Raw genomic sequence first — 17,630 nt, 5'->3', positions numbered from 1 at the left:
GGATACCCCAGGATGGTGATAAACTTTAGTTGCATCACTATGCTTTGCCGGACGATGTACTATGCTTAGCAAGTTTTAGTACCGAGTCAGAGGTAATTGAATGAATGCGATATTTTTGATGTTAATGGGCTTGGGCGCCATGGCGCTGGGTTATTTTGTTTACTCAAAGTTTATCTGCGAAAAAATCTTCAAGGTTGACCCACACTTTCGCACCCCTGCCCATGAAATGCAGGATGGCATTGATTATGTCCCTACTAACAAATTCATCTTATAGGGCCACCACTTTACTTCTGTTGCTGGCGCAGCAACAATCATAGGCCCGGCCATTGCAGTGATTTGGGGCTGGGTGCCGGCTTTTTTATGGGTAGTGTTCGGTACCATCTTTTTTGCCGGCGTGCACGATGCCGGCGCAATCTGGGCCAGTGCCCGCAACAGAGCTAAATCTATCGGCTCTCTTACCGGCGATATAGTGGGTAACCGTGCCCGTAGCATTTTTATGATTGTCATTTTTTTGGTGCTGTTGATGGTGAATGCCGTATTTGCGGTGGTGATTGCCGGTCAGTTGATTAATTTCCCCAGTGCCACTGTGCCCGTTTGGGGCGCTATTATCGTGGCGCTGATTATTGGCCAGCTAATTTACCGTAAATTGATTGGCTTAATAATGGTCACCATCATTGGCGTAGTTGCGCTTTATGCCATGATCTATGTTGGCCCGATGGTGCCGTTGTCATTACCCGACAGCATTGCTGGTTTTAGTGCACGTGAAAGTTGGATTGTCATTTTATTTGCTTATGCCGCCATAGCTTCATTACTACCGGTATGGATGCTGTTACAACCGCGTGATTATATTAATGGTATTCAACTGTTTATCGGATTAATTTTAATTTATGGCGCCGTGTTACTCTCTGGACCAGAAATCGTAGCGCCAGCATTTAACAACGACGTCCCAGAAGGCACGCCCTCGCTTATCCCACTGCTTTTTGTCACCATTGCCTGTGGAGCTATTTCTGGTTTTCATGGTCTAGTTTCCAGCGGTACTACCTCAAAACAACTGGATAAAGAGCCTGATGTGCGTTTTGTCGGCTATTTCGGTGCTGTCGGTGAAGGCTCGTTAGCCTTGGCGGCTATAATTGCTGCTACCGCCGGTTTTGCCTCACTGGCCGACTGGCAAGCCATTTATCACAGTTTTGGACAGGGCGGCGTATCGGCCTTTATTAACGGCGGCGCCAATATACTGCAGCAAGGTGTTGGCTTAGATACCGTACTAGCACAAACCATATTAACCGTGATGGTAGTGCTGTTTGCCGGTACCACTATGGATACGGGCCTTAGGTTGCAACGTTATATTTTCCAGGAATGGGGCAGTATTTATAACATTGGTTGGATGCAAAAAGCCGCCCCGGCGACGCTGTTAGCCGTAGGCTCATGTCTGCTACTGGCTTTTGGTGCCGGTGGAGATGGTGCCGGTGGTATGATGATTTGGCCTTTGTTTGGTACCACTAACCAATTACTGGCCGGGCTAACCTTATTAGTCATTACCGTAATGCTGGTCAAATTGGGTCGCCCAATGTGGTATACCCTGGCGCCGCTGTTATTTTTGTTGGTGATGACCACCCTGGGTTTACTCATCCAGCTCAAAAGTTTTTACGAAAAAGGGGATTGGTTCTTATTTACCTTAGATATCGTGATTTTAATCGCCGCCTTTTTAGTGATCCTCGAGTCTGGCTCAGCGCTAACCAAACAAATTAAAGCCAATAAACAGCAGGCAGCAGTGGATAAACCATGAAGCTGCACAACCTGAAAAGCTGGCTTGCCAAAGCCAGCTTTTATGCCGAGGAAGCCTATAACGCGCCCTATCGTAGTGCCATAGCGCGTGCTAAACGCGAGCAGGATGATTTATTTATGCTGCTGATATTCTCTGAAATGATGGGCGTGCCTAACCCAGCCAGCTATTACACCCTGGAGCTGCAACCCTTAATGCTGGAGCGCTTTCATGACTGGCATACCCGCATGGGTATGGAGCATTCGCCACTGGATAACATTAAATGTTGTTAACCGATAAACGCTTACTGCTGGTTGGCGGTAAAGGTGGTGTGGGTAAAACCACCACCAGCTCTGCACTGGCATTATTGGCCGCTGAACGTGGTAAAAAGGTGTTGCTGGTGTCAACCGATCCGGCGCATAGCCTGGCCGATGCCTTTAATCGCCCTATTGGCGACAATATTACCCGCTTAGCGGCCAATGTTGATGGTCTGGAAATCGACCCGGACAACGAAGTCGCGCAACATCTGGCGAAAGTGAGCGCCCAGCTTAAACGCTTTACCCGCCCAGACATGTACAGCGAAATTGAACGGCAAATGCGCTTAACCCGCCAATCGCCGGGGGCGCAGGAGGCGGCAATGCTCGAGCGCATTGCCAATGTGATTGAATTGGGGTTAAAAGACTATGACCTAGTGATTTTTGACACCGCGCCCACCGGCCATACTCTGCGGCTGCTCAGCCTGCCTGAGGCTATGGCTGCCTGGACCCAGGGCCTGCTTAATGCCAATAAGCGCTCAGAAAAACTGGGCGATGTGCTGGGCCATTTAACCCCCAAGGCCGGGATGTCGATAACCCTTTGGCCGATCCTGCCGAGCATGCCACCAATGGTATGAATGAACGTAATAAAGCCATCACCGAAACCTTACTGGCACGTCAGCGTTTATTGCAACGCACCCGGGAAATATTGACAGATGCTCGCCAAAGCGCACTGCTGTTTGTATTAACGCCGGAAAAACTTCCCATTCTGGAAACAGCCCGCGCAGTGCAAAGTTTGCAACAGGAAAAACTGCCACTGGCAGGCTTAGTCGTCAACCGCATTTTACCCGATAGCGCCGATGGCGATTTTCTGGCCGCCCGTCGCGCTCAGGAGCAAGTGCATTTAGCCCAGATAGCGCAGGATTTTGCTAGCTTGCCCCGTTTCAAAGTACCCCTGCAAGCTACTGACATTCAGGGGCTTACTGCATTGCAATCCATGGCAAGCTTGCTTAAACAAGCGGGTTTATAGCTGATTTTTGCCCGCCAATCGGGTATGGTTGGCTTTTTGAAAATGGCGCAATTAAATAATGAATATCAAAAGTCTGCTGTTCAGTGCCTGGGTTGTTATCTTCATCATTAGCCTGCCAGCAGCTAACGCTGAAGCGGCTGCAGTAAAAACTGGCATCAACAACACTAATTTTAAAACTGCTGTACTGGACGCTTACTTAAAACGCTGTGTAGAAGTTTTGCATAGTAAAAGCTACAGCAATCAGGACATTAAAGCAGAATGTACTTGTGAGCTGGATTACATCGACCAGCACTTCGACATCTTTGAACAAATGCTGGAAGGCAGCCAAGCTGACAACCAGCAGCAAATCAACAACTTTAAAAAGCAGTTACTGCAATGCAAAGTAAAACCTGAATAGTCCGGCATTGGCTCCCTCTTAAGCGCACCTAGCAACAGTTCTCCCAATATTTCTGGTGACAGGTTTTACTGGCCAAAGACACTGCAAACAGCAGGCTATTACTCCCAGCTGATGCCCGCTCGGGCAGCGACTGTCTGTTGCAACAGTGTCAGCAAGGGTTGTGCTCTGACGCTGAGGCTAATTGGCGGCTCTGCCTGCGCAGTGTCATTCGTTGCGTCGTCTGAGGTATCGGCTTGAGCCTCAATTGCTTGTTGTTCAGCCTGTTGCTGCAGCTTAAGTTGTTGTTCTAAGCGCGCTAAGGCTTTAGGCACATCTTCGGCATACATAGCGCTGGGTACTTTGCTATCACGCCCCAACATCTCAAGTAATTGCAAAGCAACAGCCTTGTGATAGCTGATGGTACCGCTGGCAGAACTTTTAAAGCTAATCATGGTAAAAGGCTCACTTTTGCTGCTAGTCTGATGTTAAGCATACCCCAAAGGGCAGCACTAATGTCAGAATATATACTTGCTATAGATCAGGGCACTACATCTAGCCGGGCCATGCTGTATAACCGGCAGTTAAAAATGATTTGCAGCCACAGCGAGCCTGTCTCCCTGCTTTATCCTAAGCCTGGCTGGGTGGAGCAAGACCCCGAAGCCTTGTGGCAAACGGTGGTCAGTTGTATACAGCAACTGTTGCAAAAAGCAGCCATTGATAGCAGCCAACTGGCGGCGCTGGCGCTGACCAACCAACGTGAAACCACCCTGTTGTGGGATAAACACAACGGTCAGGCGCTTTATAATGCTATTGTCTGGCAGGACAGACGCACAGCAGATAACTGTCAGGCGCTGCAAGCACAGCAAAGCGTATTGCAAGCCAAAACCGGACTGCTGGCCGATCCGTACTTTTCTGCCACTAAATTGCAGTGGTTACTCGATACCCTCCCAGAGGCCAGAGCCAGGGCAGAGCGTGCAGAGCTGTGCTTTGGCACTGTTGATAGCTATTTAATGTGGCGTTTGAGCGGCGGCAAAGTGCATGTCACCGATGCCACTAATGCCAGCCGTACACTGTTGTTCAATATTCATAACCAGCAATGGGACCCTGAGTTAATAGCGTTATTTAACATCCCGCCGTCAGTGCTGCCCGAGGTACTGGACAGCGCGGCGGAATTTTGTATCACCGACAGCAGCCTGTTTGCCAAAGCCCTGCCTGTACTAAGCGTACTGGGCGATCAGCAGGCGGCTTTGCTGGGGCATGGTTGCATCAAGCCTGGCATGCTTAAAAGCACTTATGGCACCGGCTGTTTTGCCATGGTCAATACCGGTAGTCAGGTGCATCGCAGCCAACACAAACTGCTAAGCACTATTGCCTGGCGGCTCAACGGCCAGTGCTGCTATGCGCTTGAAGGCAGTATTTTTATGGCAGGGGCTATTATTCAGTGGTTAAGGGATAAACTGGGCATAATTCAGCAAGCCAGTGACAGTGAATTGCTGGCGCAGGGCGTTAGCTATCAGCAACCTGAACTGCTGATCCCTGCCTTTACCGGCTTAGGAGCCCCCCATTGGCAACCAAAAGTACAGGCTGCTTTGCTCGGCTTAAGCCGTGACAGCGGTAAAGCCGACATCTGTGCTGCTGCGCTGTGTAGCGTAGCCTATCAAACCGAAGATTTACTGCAGGCAATGCGCGCCGATGGCATTGAGATAACCCAGCTTAGGGTAGATGGCGGTATGACAGCGAATCATTGGTTTTTACAAGCGCTGGCCGATTTAACCCAGCAAGAAATCAACCGCTGTCATACCAGCGATGCCAGTGTCTTTGGCACTGCAGCATTATGTGCCGTGCAATTGGGTTGGTTACAGAGTATCAATGACATAGCACCACTAGCACAGAGCCAGCAAAGCTACCAACCCGTATTAGCAGTTGGCATACAACAACAGCTATATCAAAGGTGGTGCCTCAGTGTGCAGCAGCTTATTGCGCAACAGTTATAATGGTATGACCAGACGCATTTTGATCTGTAATATAAATTTCACTTGCATGTAAATGCTTCACTGGGTATATTGCAAAGCATTGAAAGGCAAGACATTCGAAAGAATGATCACGCAAAGCTTCAGATCTAACGGGGAAACCCTATGATAGCTGGGCTACCATCGCAATAGCGATGTAAAATCTGTTCACTCAGAGTGTGTCTGCCTTTCGTTAACCACCAAAATGGTTGCCATTAAACGTAAGTAACTGACTCAACTGGAGCTGAATATGAAAGCCAAATTATTTACCCTTGCCGCCCTTTTTACTACCACTTCTTTCATCAGTGCTCCTGTTGTCGCTAACGACCAACTGGCTTTATCTATTTGTTCTTATGTAGCTGCTGATAGCCGCAACAACCTACGTAAAGTTTTAACTGATAATCGCTTACGTTTATCAAACGTCTACAGTGGAGTTATTTGTGACGGCCTGCCTTTAGTGCGCCATGCCATCAAGCACAATGCCAATGACACCGCGGATTTTATCATCAAGCAGTTACCTGGTAGTGTAGTTGCCAGCTCAGGCGATGTTGAGTGGGCTCAAAGCAATGGCTTTGCCAACTCACCCGTTATCGAATCTATCCGCGCCCGCAGCGCCAGCTAAGCATAGCTTAATATCAAATACCAAAAAAGGCGCCTTAAGGCGCCTTTTTAATGCTGGCGTTAAATGTATTTGGCAGCCAGTTTCGCGGCCTGCCACTCAGCCTGGGTTATCGCTGTGGTAAGCTCATCAGTGTGGCCTTGTTGCTCAGCTTGTGCTTTTCTTAAAGCAACCTTTTGTAATATAGCGGCATTTTCGACATCTGATCGTTTATTCCAGTCAACTATTTCAGTTATATGACGGTAACAACCGACACACAGCTTGTCACTGTTTAAACGACAGCAGGCAACACAAGGGGATTCCAGCATAGTGTGATCGCTTCTTTGCAGAGAAATTTATCGGTTTGTTGGGCACTTTGGTCGCTTTCGTCGCGGCAAAGGCTTATCTTTGCCGGCACTTTATGCCAATCTGCCCGATACAGCAACACTATACCTATAAGATACCTACAAGATAACAATAAGCAGAATTGCCACGGGAACTGACCAATGACCACCTTTAAACCCTGTTTACTGGCGTTAAGCATCGCCAGCTTTATGCTGCATGCTGACGACAAAGCCCCGGCCTGGAATGTGAATGCCCCCCAAGGCCAGTTTGAAACCGTTAATATTAATGTGCAGCAAGGCAGCTGGATGAACCTGACGGTAAGCCCGGATGGCAAAACGCTGGCCTTTGATTTACTGGGTGATATCTACATTATGCCCATCAGCGGTGGCAAAGCAACCGCACTGACTAACGATATCGCCTGGAATATGCAGCCGGTATTTAGCCCGGATGGCCGTTATATTGCGTTCACCAGCGATCGCGATGGCGGTGATAATATTTGGGTGATGCGACCCGACGGCAGCGAAGCTCGTGCGGTAACCAAAGAAACTTTCCGTTTACTAAACAGCCCCGCCTGGAGCCCGGATAGCCAGTTCATTGTTTCCCGCAAGCACTTTACCGCCAGCCGTTCTCTTGGCGCCGGTGAAGTCTGGCAGTACCATGTCACAGGTGGCAGTGGTGTGATGCTGACCGAGCGGCCCAATGATCAAAAAGATTTGGGCGAGCCGGCGTTTTCCCCTGATGGCCGCTATATCTATTTTTCACAGGACAGCACCCCTGGCCCCACTTTTCATTACAACAAAGACTCTGTATCTGGCATCTATACCATTAAGCGCTTTGAGCGCGATACCGGTGAAATCCAAACCTTACTCAGTGAAACCGGTGGCGCCATCCGGCCCACACCCTCACCGGATGGCAAATACCTGGCCTATATCCGTCGGGTAGATTTTCAAAGCACGCTGTTTTTATACGATTTAACCAGTGGTCAACATACTCAGTTGTATGACGGCTTAGACAGAGATATGCAGGAAACCTGGGCGATTCACGGGGTCTACCCTACCCTTAGCTGGACGCCAGACAACAAGCAGCTGTTATTCTGGGCCGGTGGCGAGATCAAGCGCTTAGATCTGGCGACCAAGCAAGTAAGTACCATCCCGTTTGAAGTCAACGCGGATAAACAAATTCAAACAGCGCTGCGGGTACAACAAGATATTGATGAAACAGCAGTTGATGTCAAAATGTTGCGCTTTGTTCAGGTATCACCTGATGGTAAACAGGCCGTGTTCAGTGCCCTTGGCCATTTATATATCACTGATTTAACCCAGCCGAAACCGCGGCGCTTAACGCGGCAAAGCACCGACTTTGAGTTTTACCCGCAATTTTCCCGTGATGGCCGTGAGCTGGTGTTTGTCAGCTGGAATGATCAGCAGCAAGGTGCAGTAAATATTTTAAACCTGCGCAATAACAGAGTGACTAAACTCACCTCTGAGCCGGGTAAATATATAGAGCCCACTTTTAGCCCGGACGGCAAAACTGTGGTCTATCGTAAAATTGGCGCCGGCAGTTTACTGCCACGTCAGTGGTCTCTTAATACCGGCCTGTATAAAATCAGCAGCCGTGGCGGTAGCCCTGAGCTTATTTCGCGCAATGGCCGCGCCCCGATGTTTGCGGATAGCAATGAGCGGGTGTATGCGATGGACTCTGGCCGCAGCCCCAGTCTTATCAGCATAGATCTGGCGAAACACACGCAACAAACCCTGTATACCGCCAAATTTGGGACTGAGTTTAAGTTATCCCCTGATGGAAAATATCTGGCTTTTGCTGATCGCTTTAATGTCTTTATCACGCCTTTTGTTCAACGCGGCCGGCCTATTGATGTCAGCGGCAACGATAAACAAATGCCGGTAAAAAAACTTTCAGTGCGCGCCGGGGAAAATATCAGCTGGACCGCCAATAGCCGTAATCTTTACTGGACCTTAGGCCCTGAGCTTTATCACAGTAATATTGATGGTTTATTTGATGTCAGCAATCAGGGGGAATTTGCCGCTAAGAATGGTCTTAACCTGGGCTTTAGTGTGCCTGCCGATATGCCACGGGGTCACCTGGCTTTTGTTGGTGGCCAGGTAATTACCATGGTGGGCGAGCAAGTACTGCAGGATGCGGTAGTACTGGTTGAAAATAACAAAATAAAGGCGGTGGGCAGTCGCAGCGAAGTAGCCATTCCGGCCAATGCGACGGTGATTGATATTAGCGGTAAAACCCTGATGCCAGGCTTATTTGATGCCCATGCCCATGGCAGCCAGGCGACGGCGCAACTCACACCACAGCAAAACTGGCAAAACTATGCCGGCTTAACCTTTGGTGTCACCAGTATTCACGATCCGTCGAATGATACCCGTGAAATATTTGCGGCCAGCGATATGCAACGCGCCGGACAGATTGTCGGCCCGCGTATCTTTTCCACCGGTACCATTTTATACGGTGCCGAGGGTGCAGGTTACACCTCGCATATCGACAGTTTGGAGGATGCAAAATTTCACCTGGAGCGCTTGCAAAAAGTAGGCGCCTTTAGTGTTAAAAGCTACAACCAGCCGCGGCGTAATCAGCGCCAGCAAGTGATCCAGGCGGCACGGGAGCTGGGCATGATGGTGGTACCTGAAGGTGGCTCTTTAATGCAGCACAACCTGACCATGATAGTAGATGGCCACACCACCATCGAACATGCACTGCCAGCGGCCCGGGTATATGATGATATTAAACAACTGTGGCAAGCCAGTAGCACGGCTTACACCCCTACCTTGAATGTGGCTTACGGCGGCATTTGGGGCGAGAACTACTGGTACGATAAAACCGAAGTGTGGAAGCATCCACGGCTAAGCCGTTATGTGCCTATGGATGTGCTGGCGCCACGCAGTATGCGCCGGCCTACCGCCCCCGAGCATCACTATAACCATTTTGAAGTGGTAAAAACGGCTAAGCAGCTGCAAGATTTGGGTATAGTGGCCAATATCGGTGCTCACGGTCAACGTGAAGGCTTAGGCGCGCACTGGGAAATCTGGATGTTTGCTCAGGGCGGCATGAGCCCGCTGCAAGCCTTAAAAACCGCCACCATTAACCCGGCGATAACCTATGGCATGGATCATCAGTTAGGCAGCATTGAAGTGGGTAAACTGGCAGATATCATTGTCATTGATGGTAACCCGCTCTCTGATATCCGGCAAAGCGATCAGGTGATTTATACTATGGTCAATGGCCGCCTGTATGATGCCGTTAGCATGAATGAAATTGGCTTGCGCCAATGTCAGCGCCAGCCATTTGAGTTTGAGCCAAAGTAGTTGAATCATAAGTAGCTAAGTCCTAAGCTAGCTTAAGTGCAAAAAATACCCCGGCATCAGGCTGGGGTATTTTTTTATGTGGCTTTGCTGGCAATAAGCTACCGCAAGCTTAAGTTTGGTTACAATAAGCTAAAATTGAGTGCAGCTACATGCTTACTCAGTCCCTTTTTGTTTAAGTTTAAACCAAAAATGTAGCGCTAAAGCTATGCTCGCGATTAACAGTAAACCCAAGACTTCAAGCCACTTTGGCCAGGACTCTGGAGTCAATTGCATAAATACATATGCCACAATGAACCCCACAGCAAAAGAAATACATTGGTGCATAAGTGTCGCTCCTTCGCAGGCTAAATTCGCTTTTAAGCTAGTACCAAAAACACTATCAACATCAGTATTAACAGTAGTCCCCAGGGTAGCGGTGTAGCCCACCAGGCTAAAGGCTTATGACTTGCGGCAATGACCTTTTCACGTAACTGCTGTTGCTGCTGTTCAGTGCGTTTAAAACGGCTATGCAACTGTGGACCTGGAAATAAATAAGCAACAATACCAAACAGCAGCAGATACCAGCCAGAAGGAAGATAATCAGGCTGAGTAATAATAAAAAGCCCGCCAAGGACAATAAAAATACCAGCCAGAATAATGTCTTTTTTAGTGGGTAACGTCATAGGATGTTCTTTTGTTCAATGGCTGGCCGGTGATAACCCGCTTAACCTGCATTATATGACCACCATGCTAAATGATATTACTGTTTCATGAAACAACGTATTTACAGTGCATCATTAATTTAGCGGAGTTAAAGCAGCACCTTTGCACTTAATGACTCAATTTTGTAGTTGATTTAGATAAATTTGTTGTTTAGTTTAACAAAACACCATTTCGTTAAAATGAGACTTGCTTTGAATACTTTTGGCAAATTTGTACTCTTAACAGCCTTGCTGGCATTTCCTCTGGCCGAGGCGAGTGATAATAGTAATGAGCAAAATGACGGCACCAGCCTGAATGATCACACTTTTCCGTGGCAGCTGGTGGTGGATCGCGGCAAGATTTTAGGCTGTGTCTACGATAATAAATTTTACTCTTTAGGGGCTATTTTGGTGCTGGAATCTCTGCCCCGTAAATGCGAATTAGCCTCTGACAGAAATGGTCGCTGGGAGCAGTTGTCAGAAGCTGAACAATTATTGTTCCAGGAAAATATCAAGCAACAGCAAGCCCTGCAGCGTGAAGCCACCTATATTGGTAAAGATCCAATAAATGAGCAAGAAGCCAGGCTTATCCGGTATTTACGTAATGTCAAAAAACAAACGGAAGCCAACGCATCCCGTATGCAAAACTGATTATAAGGCGATTTTATCTGTCAGCTTGATCTTTATCATAGAATTTAAATGCAATACTGTTAGGCTGCTCCAGCAAATTTTAACCTCGCCTTGTGGAGTCAACGCATGCAAGTAAAGAGTCCGGAGCTAGCCCTTAGCATTATTCAGGATAACGATGTGATTTGGTGCCATTCGATGGCGGCCACACCCTACTACCTGTTACAGGCCTTAGCCAAAGTAGCGCTGGAGCGGAAAAACCTAACCCTACTGCAACTGCACACTGAGCACAGCGAGATGCTATGCGACCCGGCGCTTCACGGCCATTTACGCCAGCGCTGCTTTTTTGTTGGTAGCAGCACCCGTACCGCAGTTAACGCCGGTGGTGCTGACTACGTGCCGATGTTTTTATCTGAAATTCCCAAGTTATTTCGAAGTGGTGAGCAGCCACTGGATGTCGCATTAATTCAGGTATCTAAACCTGATAACCATGGTTTTTGCAGCTTAGGTGTCTCTGTTGAAGCCACTCGCGCTGCATTGCAAATGGCGAAAAAAGTCATTGCCTGGGTCAACCCATTGTTGCCACGTACCCATGGTGATTCTTTTATTCATTTAAGCGAAATAGACCGCTACGTTGAACATGCTGCCCCCCTACCGCTGCACAAAGCCGCAGTTCAAGATGCGGTGTCGATGCAAATTGGCCAGCATGTTGCCAGCCTGATCCGGGATGGCGACTGCCTGCAAATGGGCATTGGTGCTATTCCTGATGCCACTCTTAGCTATTTAGGCGACAGAAAAAACTTAGGCGTTCATACCGAGATGTTTTCGGATGGCGTTTTACCGTTAATCGAACAAGGTGTGATTACTAATCAGAACAAACGTAAACACCGCGGCAAAATGGTGACCACCTTTGCCATGGGCAGCCAAAAACTGTACGACTTTATTGATGACAACCCACAGGTGGTATTTCTGGATGTGGAATACACCAACGATACTGCTGTCATCAGGCAAAACCCGCAGGTAGTTTCAATTAACAGTGCACTACAAGTAGATTTGAGCGGTCAGGTGTGTGCCGACTCGCTTGGTACCAAGATTTATTCCGGGGTGGGCGGCCAGATGGATTTTGTGCGTGGCGCAGCCTTATCAGAAGGTGGCCGCGCTATTATCGCCCTGCCCGCCACTGCTGCGGCTGGCAGCATATCTCGTATTAGCTCTCTGTTAAGCCCGGGCGCCGGCGTCGTGACTACCCGCGCCCATGTCCATTACATCGTCACCGAGTATGGCATAGCCAATTTACGCGCTAAAAGCTTAACGGAGCGTGCCCGCGCGCTGATAGATATAGCCGCACCGCAGTTTCGAGCGAGTCTTGCCGAACAAGCCTGGCAAGATTGGGGGCTTAAAGTGTAATGCAATAACACTCTAAGGCTTATTCAAACCAAAGGCGGCCCGGCATTGATCAGCAAAGGCGCTGAATTTTTCTTTCATGGTTTTTTTCAGTTTTACATCCAGCGAGCCCAGAACAGAATAGCCTTCAATAATAATTTGCGGCGCCTGGCGGTCTCCCATGCAAGGTGCTCTGTTATCGGTGCTGCCGATAATGTTGAACATATTGGAAACCACATTGACCTGTTCGGGCACCAAAATGGTCAGGCTGCCAATCCAGTTATTGACCCGGATAACAATCTGCTGGTGCTGAAAAATAGCTTCCGAAAAATCCAGCTCTATCGAGCCCAGTACACTGATAATGCGTATTTCGGCTGGTACCAGCCATTGGCCACTATGTTGGTTAGATGACAGGATACTGATGATGTTTTCATTGCGGGTGTCATTTCCTGCCTGATATCGTGGCGAGAAGCTGCGCTCCCGTTGCTGTTGATACTGCTTATCAGGCGCTAAGGTCAGATCGGCGACCACGTCAATCAGTTGCTGATGTGTTTTAGCATCACTGGCAATATCCAGTCGCCGTTCAAAGGCTTCGGCGGAGATCACGCCGTGGCTGTAGTTCATAATCAACTGATCTATCGCCTCCTCCCTTACCTGGTCAAAAGGACGGTCTTCAATCTTTACACCTGAGCTATCAATAGCCATCATCCAATCCTGTTAAGTATTTTGTCGCTAAAAACTTAGCATAGATTTAGCACACGGTTTTTTGTTTTTAGTATCAAAATGTAAATGATAAGTTGGCAACACTATAACTCAGGGCTGATATTGGCTCAGCAGTGCCGTTAATTTTTGCTTAATAAGCCGCTGTTCTATTCTGGTAGATACATAAAAAAGCAACAGCCCCAGTAACATGGTAATTATCGCCAGCATTACAAAACCTACTTCAGTAAAGCGGGCAAAGGCATAGCCGATGGTATAACCGATTAACCCTACTAACATCATAATCAGCAAAAAAACAAGGCGTCGTGATGTGCTAGTCTGCTCTTTAGCTTGTTTCACAAAATTGTACACCTTAACATCTGACTCGCTCGCCAGATGTGGATAGGTGCTTTTAAGCCAATCAGAATAGTTCATGTTAAATTTAACCTTGTAAGTTTTGTAAGCGGGATTTTTCTTTAGCCAGTTTGATCATCATAAATGCCCCCCAGGCCATAATCGCTGCACCAAGCAGCAAAAAAGCATTTACCAGCTGCTGGTTGTTTAACATAGGTATAAACGCATCGCCATCAGCAGCAAATTTACCATATAATCCCAAGCCAAAAAGTATCGTGCCAGGGGCATCAATAAGCGCAACTTTAATAAATTCCTTTTCAATTTCTTTAAGTCGTTTTTCGTGTTGTTTCATCTTAAAATGCCTTTACTGTGCTATGAAATGCGGAATACATTGCAGTTTAAGCCTTGATGCTAGTGGATTTTAACGGCAAAGTGAACAGCCTGTTTCAGTCTCGCTGCTTGACTCTGCTATTATTTGTTAAAAAAACAACAGGATAGACGCCTTGATCGATTTAACTGATCACCTGAATAGCCTGGCAAACCAACTATGGAGATTAAGCCCGGCTTGCCGCAAAGTGGCCGATCCAGCCAGCCTGAAACTGGTGGCGCACCGCGGAGCCTATATTGCCGGTGATGACAGCCCGGCCCCGGAGAACACTCTCGCCGCCTTTGATCGTTGCCTTAATCATCATGTATGGGGTATTGAGTTAGATGTTCAGTTAACGCTGGATGGTCAGCCAGTGGTGCATCACGATCCGGCCTGTGGCCGCTTATTTAAGCGGCCTGATATCAGCATTGCTAACACCCCTTTTGACACCTTGCGACGTGAGCTGCCGCAAATTCCACATTTACAGGAAGTCATTGCCCGTTATGGTCAGAAACTGCATTTAATGATTGAAATTAAAGAGTCCTGGCGTGAGCGCCGGGCCTTAGTAGCAGAGGTGCAAGCCGTCCTTAGTTCATTAGATCCCGCGGTAGATTACCATTTGCTCAGCTTAGAACCAGATCATCTGGAAGGCTTTGCCGCTTTACCCAAAGCCGCATTGATTGACGTGGCGCTGACCAACACTAAACAGATCATCCGCCAAAATAATCAACTCGGCCATGGCGCCGTCGCCGGCTCTTTTGCGTTACTGAGTAATGCGCTGATTAAGCAAATAAAAGCCGCCGGAAAAGCGGTCGGTACCGGTCAGGTAAATCAGCCTGACATTATGAACCGCGAAGCCGCCCGTGGCATTGACTGGCTATTTACCGATCAGCCGCTGCGCTTGCTGGGTGTGCAGGAAAACCACTAGTCCAATTGCTCGCGCCAGCTATCGGCAACCGCACTGCCGCGTGCTTGCTGCAGTGGCAACACTACAACAATTGCCACAGCAAACAGCAATAAACAAAGTAAAATTGCATCGGCCAAACCAAAGGCCCATTGCATCAACCCCAAGCCGAGCATACCAAACACTGCTGCCAACTTGGTGGCCATACCCCAAAAGCCAAAAAACTCTGCCGATTTACTCAGTGGCGTCAGTACCCCAACCAGTGCGCGCGCAGCAGATTGCGATGAGCCCAAACTGGCGCCAGCTAAGACGCCTGCCACCAGAAACACATACTGCGCTTGCCAGTCAACAGCAAACCACTGGCGGCATAATTCGGTTATTAACGGCGTTTGCCAGATAGCCAGAATGGCCAGTAACCACAGGCTTAATGTCAGCAGGTAAGTGACTTTTGCACCAATCCAGCTTTGTAAAAAACCAAAGCCAATGGCGCCTAAGGCAGCAGTAATTTGTACTGTGACAAACATCAGTACCCGCACCTGCTCATCCCAGCCAATAACCTGGGCACCATAAATAAATGAGAAGGCAATAATGATATAAATACCCGCCATTGCAAAAAAAATCGAGATTAACAAGGTGCGCAGATCCTGAAACTGCTGCATGGCCCGCCAACTGGTGTGTAAGCGGGTCAATGCCATGTTAAACACCCCTTGGCCGGGTGCGGGCTGACGTTTTACCCCGCGCTCGCGTAACCAGATAAAGGTAGGTATGGCCGCCAGTAAAAAGAAACCGGCAGCGAAAGGCCCCACCCAGCGAATGGTGTCATAGTTATCGGCTGACACCTCACCTAAAAACAACAAGGCAAAAGCCGTAGCAATAAGGCCGCCAATGTAGCCCAGGCTCCAACCCAGGCCTGATATCCAGCCCAGCGCTTTGCGCGGCCCCAAATCAGTTAAAAAACTGGCGATAAAGCCCTCGCCTATAGCATAGGCAAAATTGGAGACAATGATTAGCAGCATGGCTGGCCACAACCAGCCGGGCTCAACAAAGTACAACATGGCGGTAGCCAAAACGGTGAGTAAATAACTAAAAAATAAGAAGCGTTTACGGCTGGCCGTGTAGTCCATTATGGCGCCACACACCGGGTTGGCTACTACCACCATTAAGTAACTGATGGCCAGCGAGATACTCCACAGTAAATTACCCAGCCGATAATCGGGCGCATCACCAACTATTACCCGGGTAAATAAATCGCCATAAATTACGGTAATAATCAGTAAGGTATAGGCCTGATTGGCAAAGTCAAACATCGACCAGCCAAAAATTTCCCGCTTTGCTGCCAGAGGTGTGCTGCTATTCATAGTGATCCGTTATGCTAAGGCTACGCTGTAAACCCATGCCATCACTGTAGCAGATAAAGGGCAAAGCTCCCCAATAGCTGTCACAGCAAAGCCGATGAGGTGGCTGTGCAAAATTCAAGGCCTGACCCCAGCCGTTTAGTTTGACTCACAGTGCCATTACAATATGATAAGGATAAAATTGAGCTGAGAGTTATCTATGCCAGTTATCAGTCGCTTTTACGGTATTCTGATTGCCATGTATTTTAACGATCATAATCCGCCCCACTTTCATGCCAAATATTCGGGCTATGAAGCGCTATTTGCATTTGACGGAACCATTCTGGAGGGTGAGTTGCCTAAACGAGCAGCCTCATTTGTACAGGAATGGATAACACTGCATCAGACAGAACTGGAAGACAACTGGCATAGAGCTAGAATTGGCCAGCCTTTAAACCACATTGCGCCACTGGAGTAAGCTATGTTACATATTACCTCTGCCAAACATGTGTCAGATTACCGTATTTGGATTGCCTTTGATGACGGCACTTCAGGTGAAGTTGATTTAGATGGCGTATTACATGGCCCGGTATTTGAACCGCTGAAAGACCTTACCACTTTTCGAAGACTCACCGTGGATCCAGAACTGGAAACCGTAATCTGGCCAAATGGAGCTGATCTGGCACCGGAGTTTTTAAAAGACTTACTGGATAAACAAGCTGAGTTACTGCTTGGTTAAGTCACTACAGCACTTCGGTGTTAGATTAAATTTATAACCAGACTAAGCCTGAATATGGCTTATTTTTTAGTGCATTTAACCGTGTTTGCAATGAGCCGCAATGCACTTCCAGCTTATGACCATCAGGGTCAAGAAAATAGAGCGATTGCCCTTCGCTACTATTTTGCTTCCATTCCGTTACCCCTGCCTGGCGCAATCTTGTCACAAAGGCGGTGAAATCCTTTGCGGCAATATCCAAAGCTATATGCGAGTAATCCCGGCCAGGCGCGACTTTATCGCATGACAAGCAAAACCAGACATCGCCCAAACTCAAATAGGCACCAGCATCCCAACGAACATGTGCAGTCATACCAAGCAGTTCAGTGTAAAACGCCAGTGAGCGCGCCAGGTCACTCACAGCAATGGTGATATGGTTTAGCCCCTGTAACATGCGCAATCCTTCCAAATAACCTAATACGATTTTTGGCACATTAAAAGTGATTGGGTTAAAAGCTTCAAGAAAATAAAAAGTAAGCCCCAATCAGCCCTTTGGCGCCTTTTGCAAACGCGCCTTTTCCTGTATCAGCATGATTATTTTATAGGTGCCCCACAGCATAATGGCGCCGCCGATAAGGATAAGTGAATTCACGACTGCCGGATCCTGAAGAAACGGAAAAACCGGTTCGGCACTGTCGCTTAATTTCGTGTACAAACCCAAAGCAAATAACAAGGTGCCCGGCGTTTCAATCAGGCTGACTTTGATGATCTGCTTGTTGATGTCTTTTGCCCGCTGTTGTTTTTGTTGTTGCATAGCACCAGCCTCTGTTTTTAATGAGTGTGAACAGACTTTTATGCTAG

The 17,630-nt window shown here is 48.1% G+C and carries 21 protein-coding genes, 2 pseudogenes and 1 riboswitch; of the genes and pseudogenes, 14 read left to right on the top strand and 9 right to left on the bottom strand.

The features are described from left to right. Window positions 1-100 precede the first annotated feature (100 nt). The 6 genes and pseudogenes from V7D78_RS01865 to V7D78_RS01840 all read left to right on the top strand — a co-directional run. Window positions 101-1,129, top strand: a pseudogene (locus V7D78_RS01865) (carbon starvation CstA family protein); the annotation flags it as partial. Continuing rightward, entirely contained in the window at window positions 1,118-1,786 is a 669-nt protein-coding gene (locus V7D78_RS01860; RefSeq protein WP_333606776.1) for a carbon starvation CstA family protein, read from the top strand. The pseudogene V7D78_RS01865 and the gene V7D78_RS01860, both read left to right, overlap by 12 nt. After that, complete coding sequence (locus V7D78_RS01855; RefSeq protein WP_333606724.1) at window positions 1,783-2,055, top strand: cory-CC-star protein; 273 nt, start codon at window positions 1,783-1,785, stop codon at window positions 2,053-2,055. Before V7D78_RS01860 ends, V7D78_RS01855 begins: the two co-directional genes overlap by 4 nt. Beyond that, window positions 2,046-2,654, top strand: a complete 609-nt coding sequence (locus V7D78_RS01850; RefSeq protein ID WP_333606723.1) for an ArsA family ATPase — start codon at window positions 2,046-2,048, stop codon at window positions 2,652-2,654. Before V7D78_RS01855 ends, V7D78_RS01850 begins: the two co-directional genes overlap by 10 nt. After that, the gene (locus V7D78_RS01845) at window positions 2,618-3,046 is read left to right on the top strand and encodes an ArsA family ATPase (protein WP_333606722.1); all 429 of its coding nucleotides are present in this window, start codon (window positions 2,618-2,620) and stop codon (window positions 3,044-3,046) included. Before V7D78_RS01850 ends, V7D78_RS01845 begins: the two co-directional genes overlap by 37 nt. A 58-nt stretch (window positions 3,047-3,104) precedes the next feature. Beyond that, window positions 3,105-3,443, top strand: coding sequence for a hypothetical protein (locus tag V7D78_RS01840; RefSeq protein ID WP_333606721.1), 339 nt, complete (start codon window positions 3,105-3,107; stop codon window positions 3,441-3,443). Window positions 3,444-3,541: 98 nt separating this feature from the next. On the opposite strand, the gene V7D78_RS01835 is transcribed toward V7D78_RS01840, so the two are convergent. After that, window positions 3,542-3,874 carry a DUF1840 family protein gene (locus tag V7D78_RS01835; RefSeq protein ID WP_333606720.1) on the bottom strand — a complete coding sequence of 111 codons (333 nt, stop codon included), beginning with the start codon at window positions 3,872-3,874 and terminating at the stop codon, window positions 3,542-3,544. Window positions 3,875-3,934: 60 nt separating this feature from the next. On the opposite strand from V7D78_RS01835, the gene glpK reads away from it, so the two are divergent. Both glpK and V7D78_RS01825 read left to right on the top strand, forming a co-directional pair. Next, on the top strand, window positions 3,935-5,416 hold the full coding sequence (gene glpK, locus V7D78_RS01830; protein WP_333606719.1) for a glycerol kinase GlpK: 1,482 nt from the start codon (window positions 3,935-3,937) through the stop codon (window positions 5,414-5,416). 75 nt (window positions 5,417-5,491) lie between these two features. Further along, window positions 5,492-5,577, top strand: a riboswitch (cyclic di-GMP riboswitch). Window positions 5,578-5,681: 104 nt separating this feature from the next. Beyond that, the gene (locus tag V7D78_RS01825; RefSeq protein ID WP_333606718.1) at window positions 5,682-6,053 is read left to right on the top strand and encodes a DUF3718 domain-containing protein; all 372 of its coding nucleotides are present in this window, start codon (window positions 5,682-5,684) and stop codon (window positions 6,051-6,053) included. A 215-nt stretch (window positions 6,054-6,268) separates the two neighbouring features. On the opposite strand, the pseudogene V7D78_RS01820 reads toward V7D78_RS01825, so the two are convergent. Continuing rightward, window positions 6,269-6,358: pseudogene (locus tag V7D78_RS01820) on the bottom strand (DUF1289 domain-containing protein); the annotation flags it as partial. Between the two features lie 177 nt (window positions 6,359-6,535). Between V7D78_RS01820 and V7D78_RS01815 the strand changes: the two are divergent. Continuing rightward, on the top strand, window positions 6,536-9,706 hold the full coding sequence (locus V7D78_RS01815) for an amidohydrolase family protein (protein ID WP_333606717.1): 3,171 nt from the start codon (window positions 6,536-6,538) through the stop codon (window positions 9,704-9,706). Between the two features lie 356 nt (window positions 9,707-10,062). On the opposite strand, the gene V7D78_RS01810 is transcribed toward V7D78_RS01815, so the two are convergent. Further along, window positions 10,063-10,368 (bottom strand): hypothetical protein, encoded by a 306-nt coding sequence (locus tag V7D78_RS01810; RefSeq protein WP_333606716.1) that lies wholly within the window; start codon window positions 10,366-10,368, stop codon window positions 10,063-10,065. 231 nt (window positions 10,369-10,599) lie between these two features. On the opposite strand from V7D78_RS01810, the gene V7D78_RS01805 reads away from it, so the two are divergent. Continuing rightward, on the top strand, window positions 10,600-11,037 hold the full coding sequence (locus V7D78_RS01805; protein ID WP_333606715.1) for a hypothetical protein: 438 nt from the start codon (window positions 10,600-10,602) through the stop codon (window positions 11,035-11,037). A 105-nt stretch (window positions 11,038-11,142) separates the two neighbouring features. Then, on the top strand, window positions 11,143-12,420 hold the full coding sequence (locus V7D78_RS01800) for an acetyl-CoA hydrolase/transferase family protein (protein ID WP_333606714.1): 1,278 nt from the start codon (window positions 11,143-11,145) through the stop codon (window positions 12,418-12,420). Window positions 12,421-12,432: 12 nt separating this feature from the next. Here the strand turns inward: V7D78_RS01800 and V7D78_RS01795 are convergent, their stop codons facing one another. The 3 genes from V7D78_RS01795 to V7D78_RS01785 all read right to left on the bottom strand — a co-directional run bounded on the left by V7D78_RS01795 (window position 12,433) and on the right by V7D78_RS01785 (window position 13,801). Further along, on the bottom strand, window positions 12,433-13,104 hold the full coding sequence (locus V7D78_RS01795; protein ID WP_333606713.1) for a DUF1707 SHOCT-like domain-containing protein: 672 nt from the start codon (window positions 13,102-13,104) through the stop codon (window positions 12,433-12,435). 105 nt (window positions 13,105-13,209) lie between these two features. Further along, entirely contained in the window at window positions 13,210-13,530 is a 321-nt protein-coding gene (locus tag V7D78_RS01790) for a hypothetical protein (protein ID WP_333606712.1), read from the bottom strand. A gap of 7 nt (window positions 13,531-13,537) precedes the next feature. Further along, window positions 13,538-13,801, bottom strand: a complete 264-nt coding sequence (locus V7D78_RS01785; protein ID WP_333606711.1) for a hypothetical protein — start codon at window positions 13,799-13,801, stop codon at window positions 13,538-13,540. Between the two features lie 151 nt (window positions 13,802-13,952). Here V7D78_RS01785 and V7D78_RS01780 point away from each other — a divergent pair, with 151 nt between their 5' ends. Next, the gene (locus V7D78_RS01780) at window positions 13,953-14,744 is read left to right on the top strand and encodes a glycerophosphodiester phosphodiesterase (RefSeq protein ID WP_333606710.1); all 792 of its coding nucleotides are present in this window, start codon (window positions 13,953-13,955) and stop codon (window positions 14,742-14,744) included. Here V7D78_RS01780 and V7D78_RS01775 read toward each other — a convergent pair. After that, entirely contained in the window at window positions 14,741-16,078 is a 1,338-nt protein-coding gene (locus V7D78_RS01775; protein WP_333606709.1) for an MFS transporter, read from the bottom strand. The genes V7D78_RS01780 and V7D78_RS01775 overlap by 4 nt on opposite strands. A 196-nt stretch (window positions 16,079-16,274) precedes the next feature. Here V7D78_RS01775 and V7D78_RS01770 point away from each other — a divergent pair, with 196 nt between their 5' ends. Both V7D78_RS01770 and V7D78_RS01765 read left to right on the top strand, forming a co-directional pair. Continuing rightward, window positions 16,275-16,532, top strand: a complete 258-nt coding sequence (locus V7D78_RS01770) for a DUF4160 domain-containing protein (protein ID WP_333606708.1) — start codon at window positions 16,275-16,277, stop codon at window positions 16,530-16,532. Window positions 16,533-16,535: 3 nt separating this feature from the next. Next, window positions 16,536-16,793 (top strand): DUF2442 domain-containing protein, encoded by a 258-nt coding sequence (locus V7D78_RS01765; protein ID WP_333606707.1) that lies wholly within the window; start codon window positions 16,536-16,538, stop codon window positions 16,791-16,793. A gap of 31 nt (window positions 16,794-16,824) precedes the next feature. On the opposite strand, the gene fos is transcribed toward V7D78_RS01765, so the two are convergent. Both fos and V7D78_RS01755 read right to left on the bottom strand, forming a co-directional pair. Continuing rightward, window positions 16,825-17,223, bottom strand: a complete 399-nt coding sequence (fos, locus tag V7D78_RS01760) for a fosfomycin resistance glutathione transferase (protein ID WP_333606706.1) — start codon at window positions 17,221-17,223, stop codon at window positions 16,825-16,827. Between the two features lie 90 nt (window positions 17,224-17,313). Further along, the coding region (locus V7D78_RS01755; RefSeq protein WP_333606705.1) for a hypothetical protein at window positions 17,314-17,630 on the bottom strand (317 nt) is incomplete at its 5' end.

This window comes from Arsukibacterium sp. (genome assembly GCF_036735525.1).
Taxonomy (GTDB): Bacteria; Pseudomonadota; Gammaproteobacteria; order Enterobacterales; family Alteromonadaceae; genus Alishewanella.
This window is presented reverse-complemented; position numbering and strand designations above follow the sequence as displayed.

What these genes read in the sequence shown, in the direction of transcription:
- V7D78_RS01855 (WP_333606724.1), top strand. Translation starts at nt 1,783, where the DNA reads ATGAAGCTGCACAACCTGAAAAGCTGGCTTGCCAAAGCCAGCTTTTAT.
- V7D78_RS01850 (WP_333606723.1), top strand. Translation starts at nt 2,046, where the DNA reads ATGTTGTTAACCGATAAACGCTTACTGCTGGTTGGCGGTAAAGGTGGT.
- V7D78_RS01840 (WP_333606721.1), top strand. Translation starts at nt 3,105, where the DNA reads ATGAATATCAAAAGTCTGCTGTTCAGTGCCTGGGTTGTTATCTTCATC.
- V7D78_RS01835 (WP_333606720.1), bottom strand. Translation starts at nt 3,874, where the DNA reads ATGATTAGCTTTAAAAGTTCTGCCAGCGGTACCATCAGCTATCACAAG.
- glpK (WP_333606719.1), top strand. Translation starts at nt 3,935, where the DNA reads ATGTCAGAATATATACTTGCTATAGATCAGGGCACTACATCTAGCCGG.
- V7D78_RS01825 (WP_333606718.1), top strand. Translation starts at nt 5,682, where the DNA reads ATGAAAGCCAAATTATTTACCCTTGCCGCCCTTTTTACTACCACTTCT.
- V7D78_RS01815 (WP_333606717.1), top strand. Translation starts at nt 6,536, where the DNA reads ATGACCACCTTTAAACCCTGTTTACTGGCGTTAAGCATCGCCAGCTTT.
- V7D78_RS01810 (WP_333606716.1), bottom strand. Translation starts at nt 10,368, where the DNA reads ATGACGTTACCCACTAAAAAAGACATTATTCTGGCTGGTATTTTTATT.
- V7D78_RS01800 (WP_333606714.1), top strand. Translation starts at nt 11,143, where the DNA reads ATGCAAGTAAAGAGTCCGGAGCTAGCCCTTAGCATTATTCAGGATAAC.
- V7D78_RS01795 (WP_333606713.1), bottom strand. Translation starts at nt 13,104, where the DNA reads ATGATGGCTATTGATAGCTCAGGTGTAAAGATTGAAGACCGTCCTTTT.
- V7D78_RS01790 (WP_333606712.1), bottom strand. Translation starts at nt 13,530, where the DNA reads ATGAACTATTCTGATTGGCTTAAAAGCACCTATCCACATCTGGCGAGC.
- V7D78_RS01785 (WP_333606711.1), bottom strand. Translation starts at nt 13,801, where the DNA reads ATGAAACAACACGAAAAACGACTTAAAGAAATTGAAAAGGAATTTATT.
- V7D78_RS01775 (WP_333606709.1), bottom strand. Translation starts at nt 16,078, where the DNA reads ATGAATAGCAGCACACCTCTGGCAGCAAAGCGGGAAATTTTTGGCTGG.
- V7D78_RS01770 (WP_333606708.1), top strand. Translation starts at nt 16,275, where the DNA reads ATGCCAGTTATCAGTCGCTTTTACGGTATTCTGATTGCCATGTATTTT.
- V7D78_RS01765 (WP_333606707.1), top strand. Translation starts at nt 16,536, where the DNA reads ATGTTACATATTACCTCTGCCAAACATGTGTCAGATTACCGTATTTGG.
- fos (WP_333606706.1), bottom strand. Translation starts at nt 17,223, where the DNA reads ATGTTACAGGGGCTAAACCATATCACCATTGCTGTGAGTGACCTGGCG.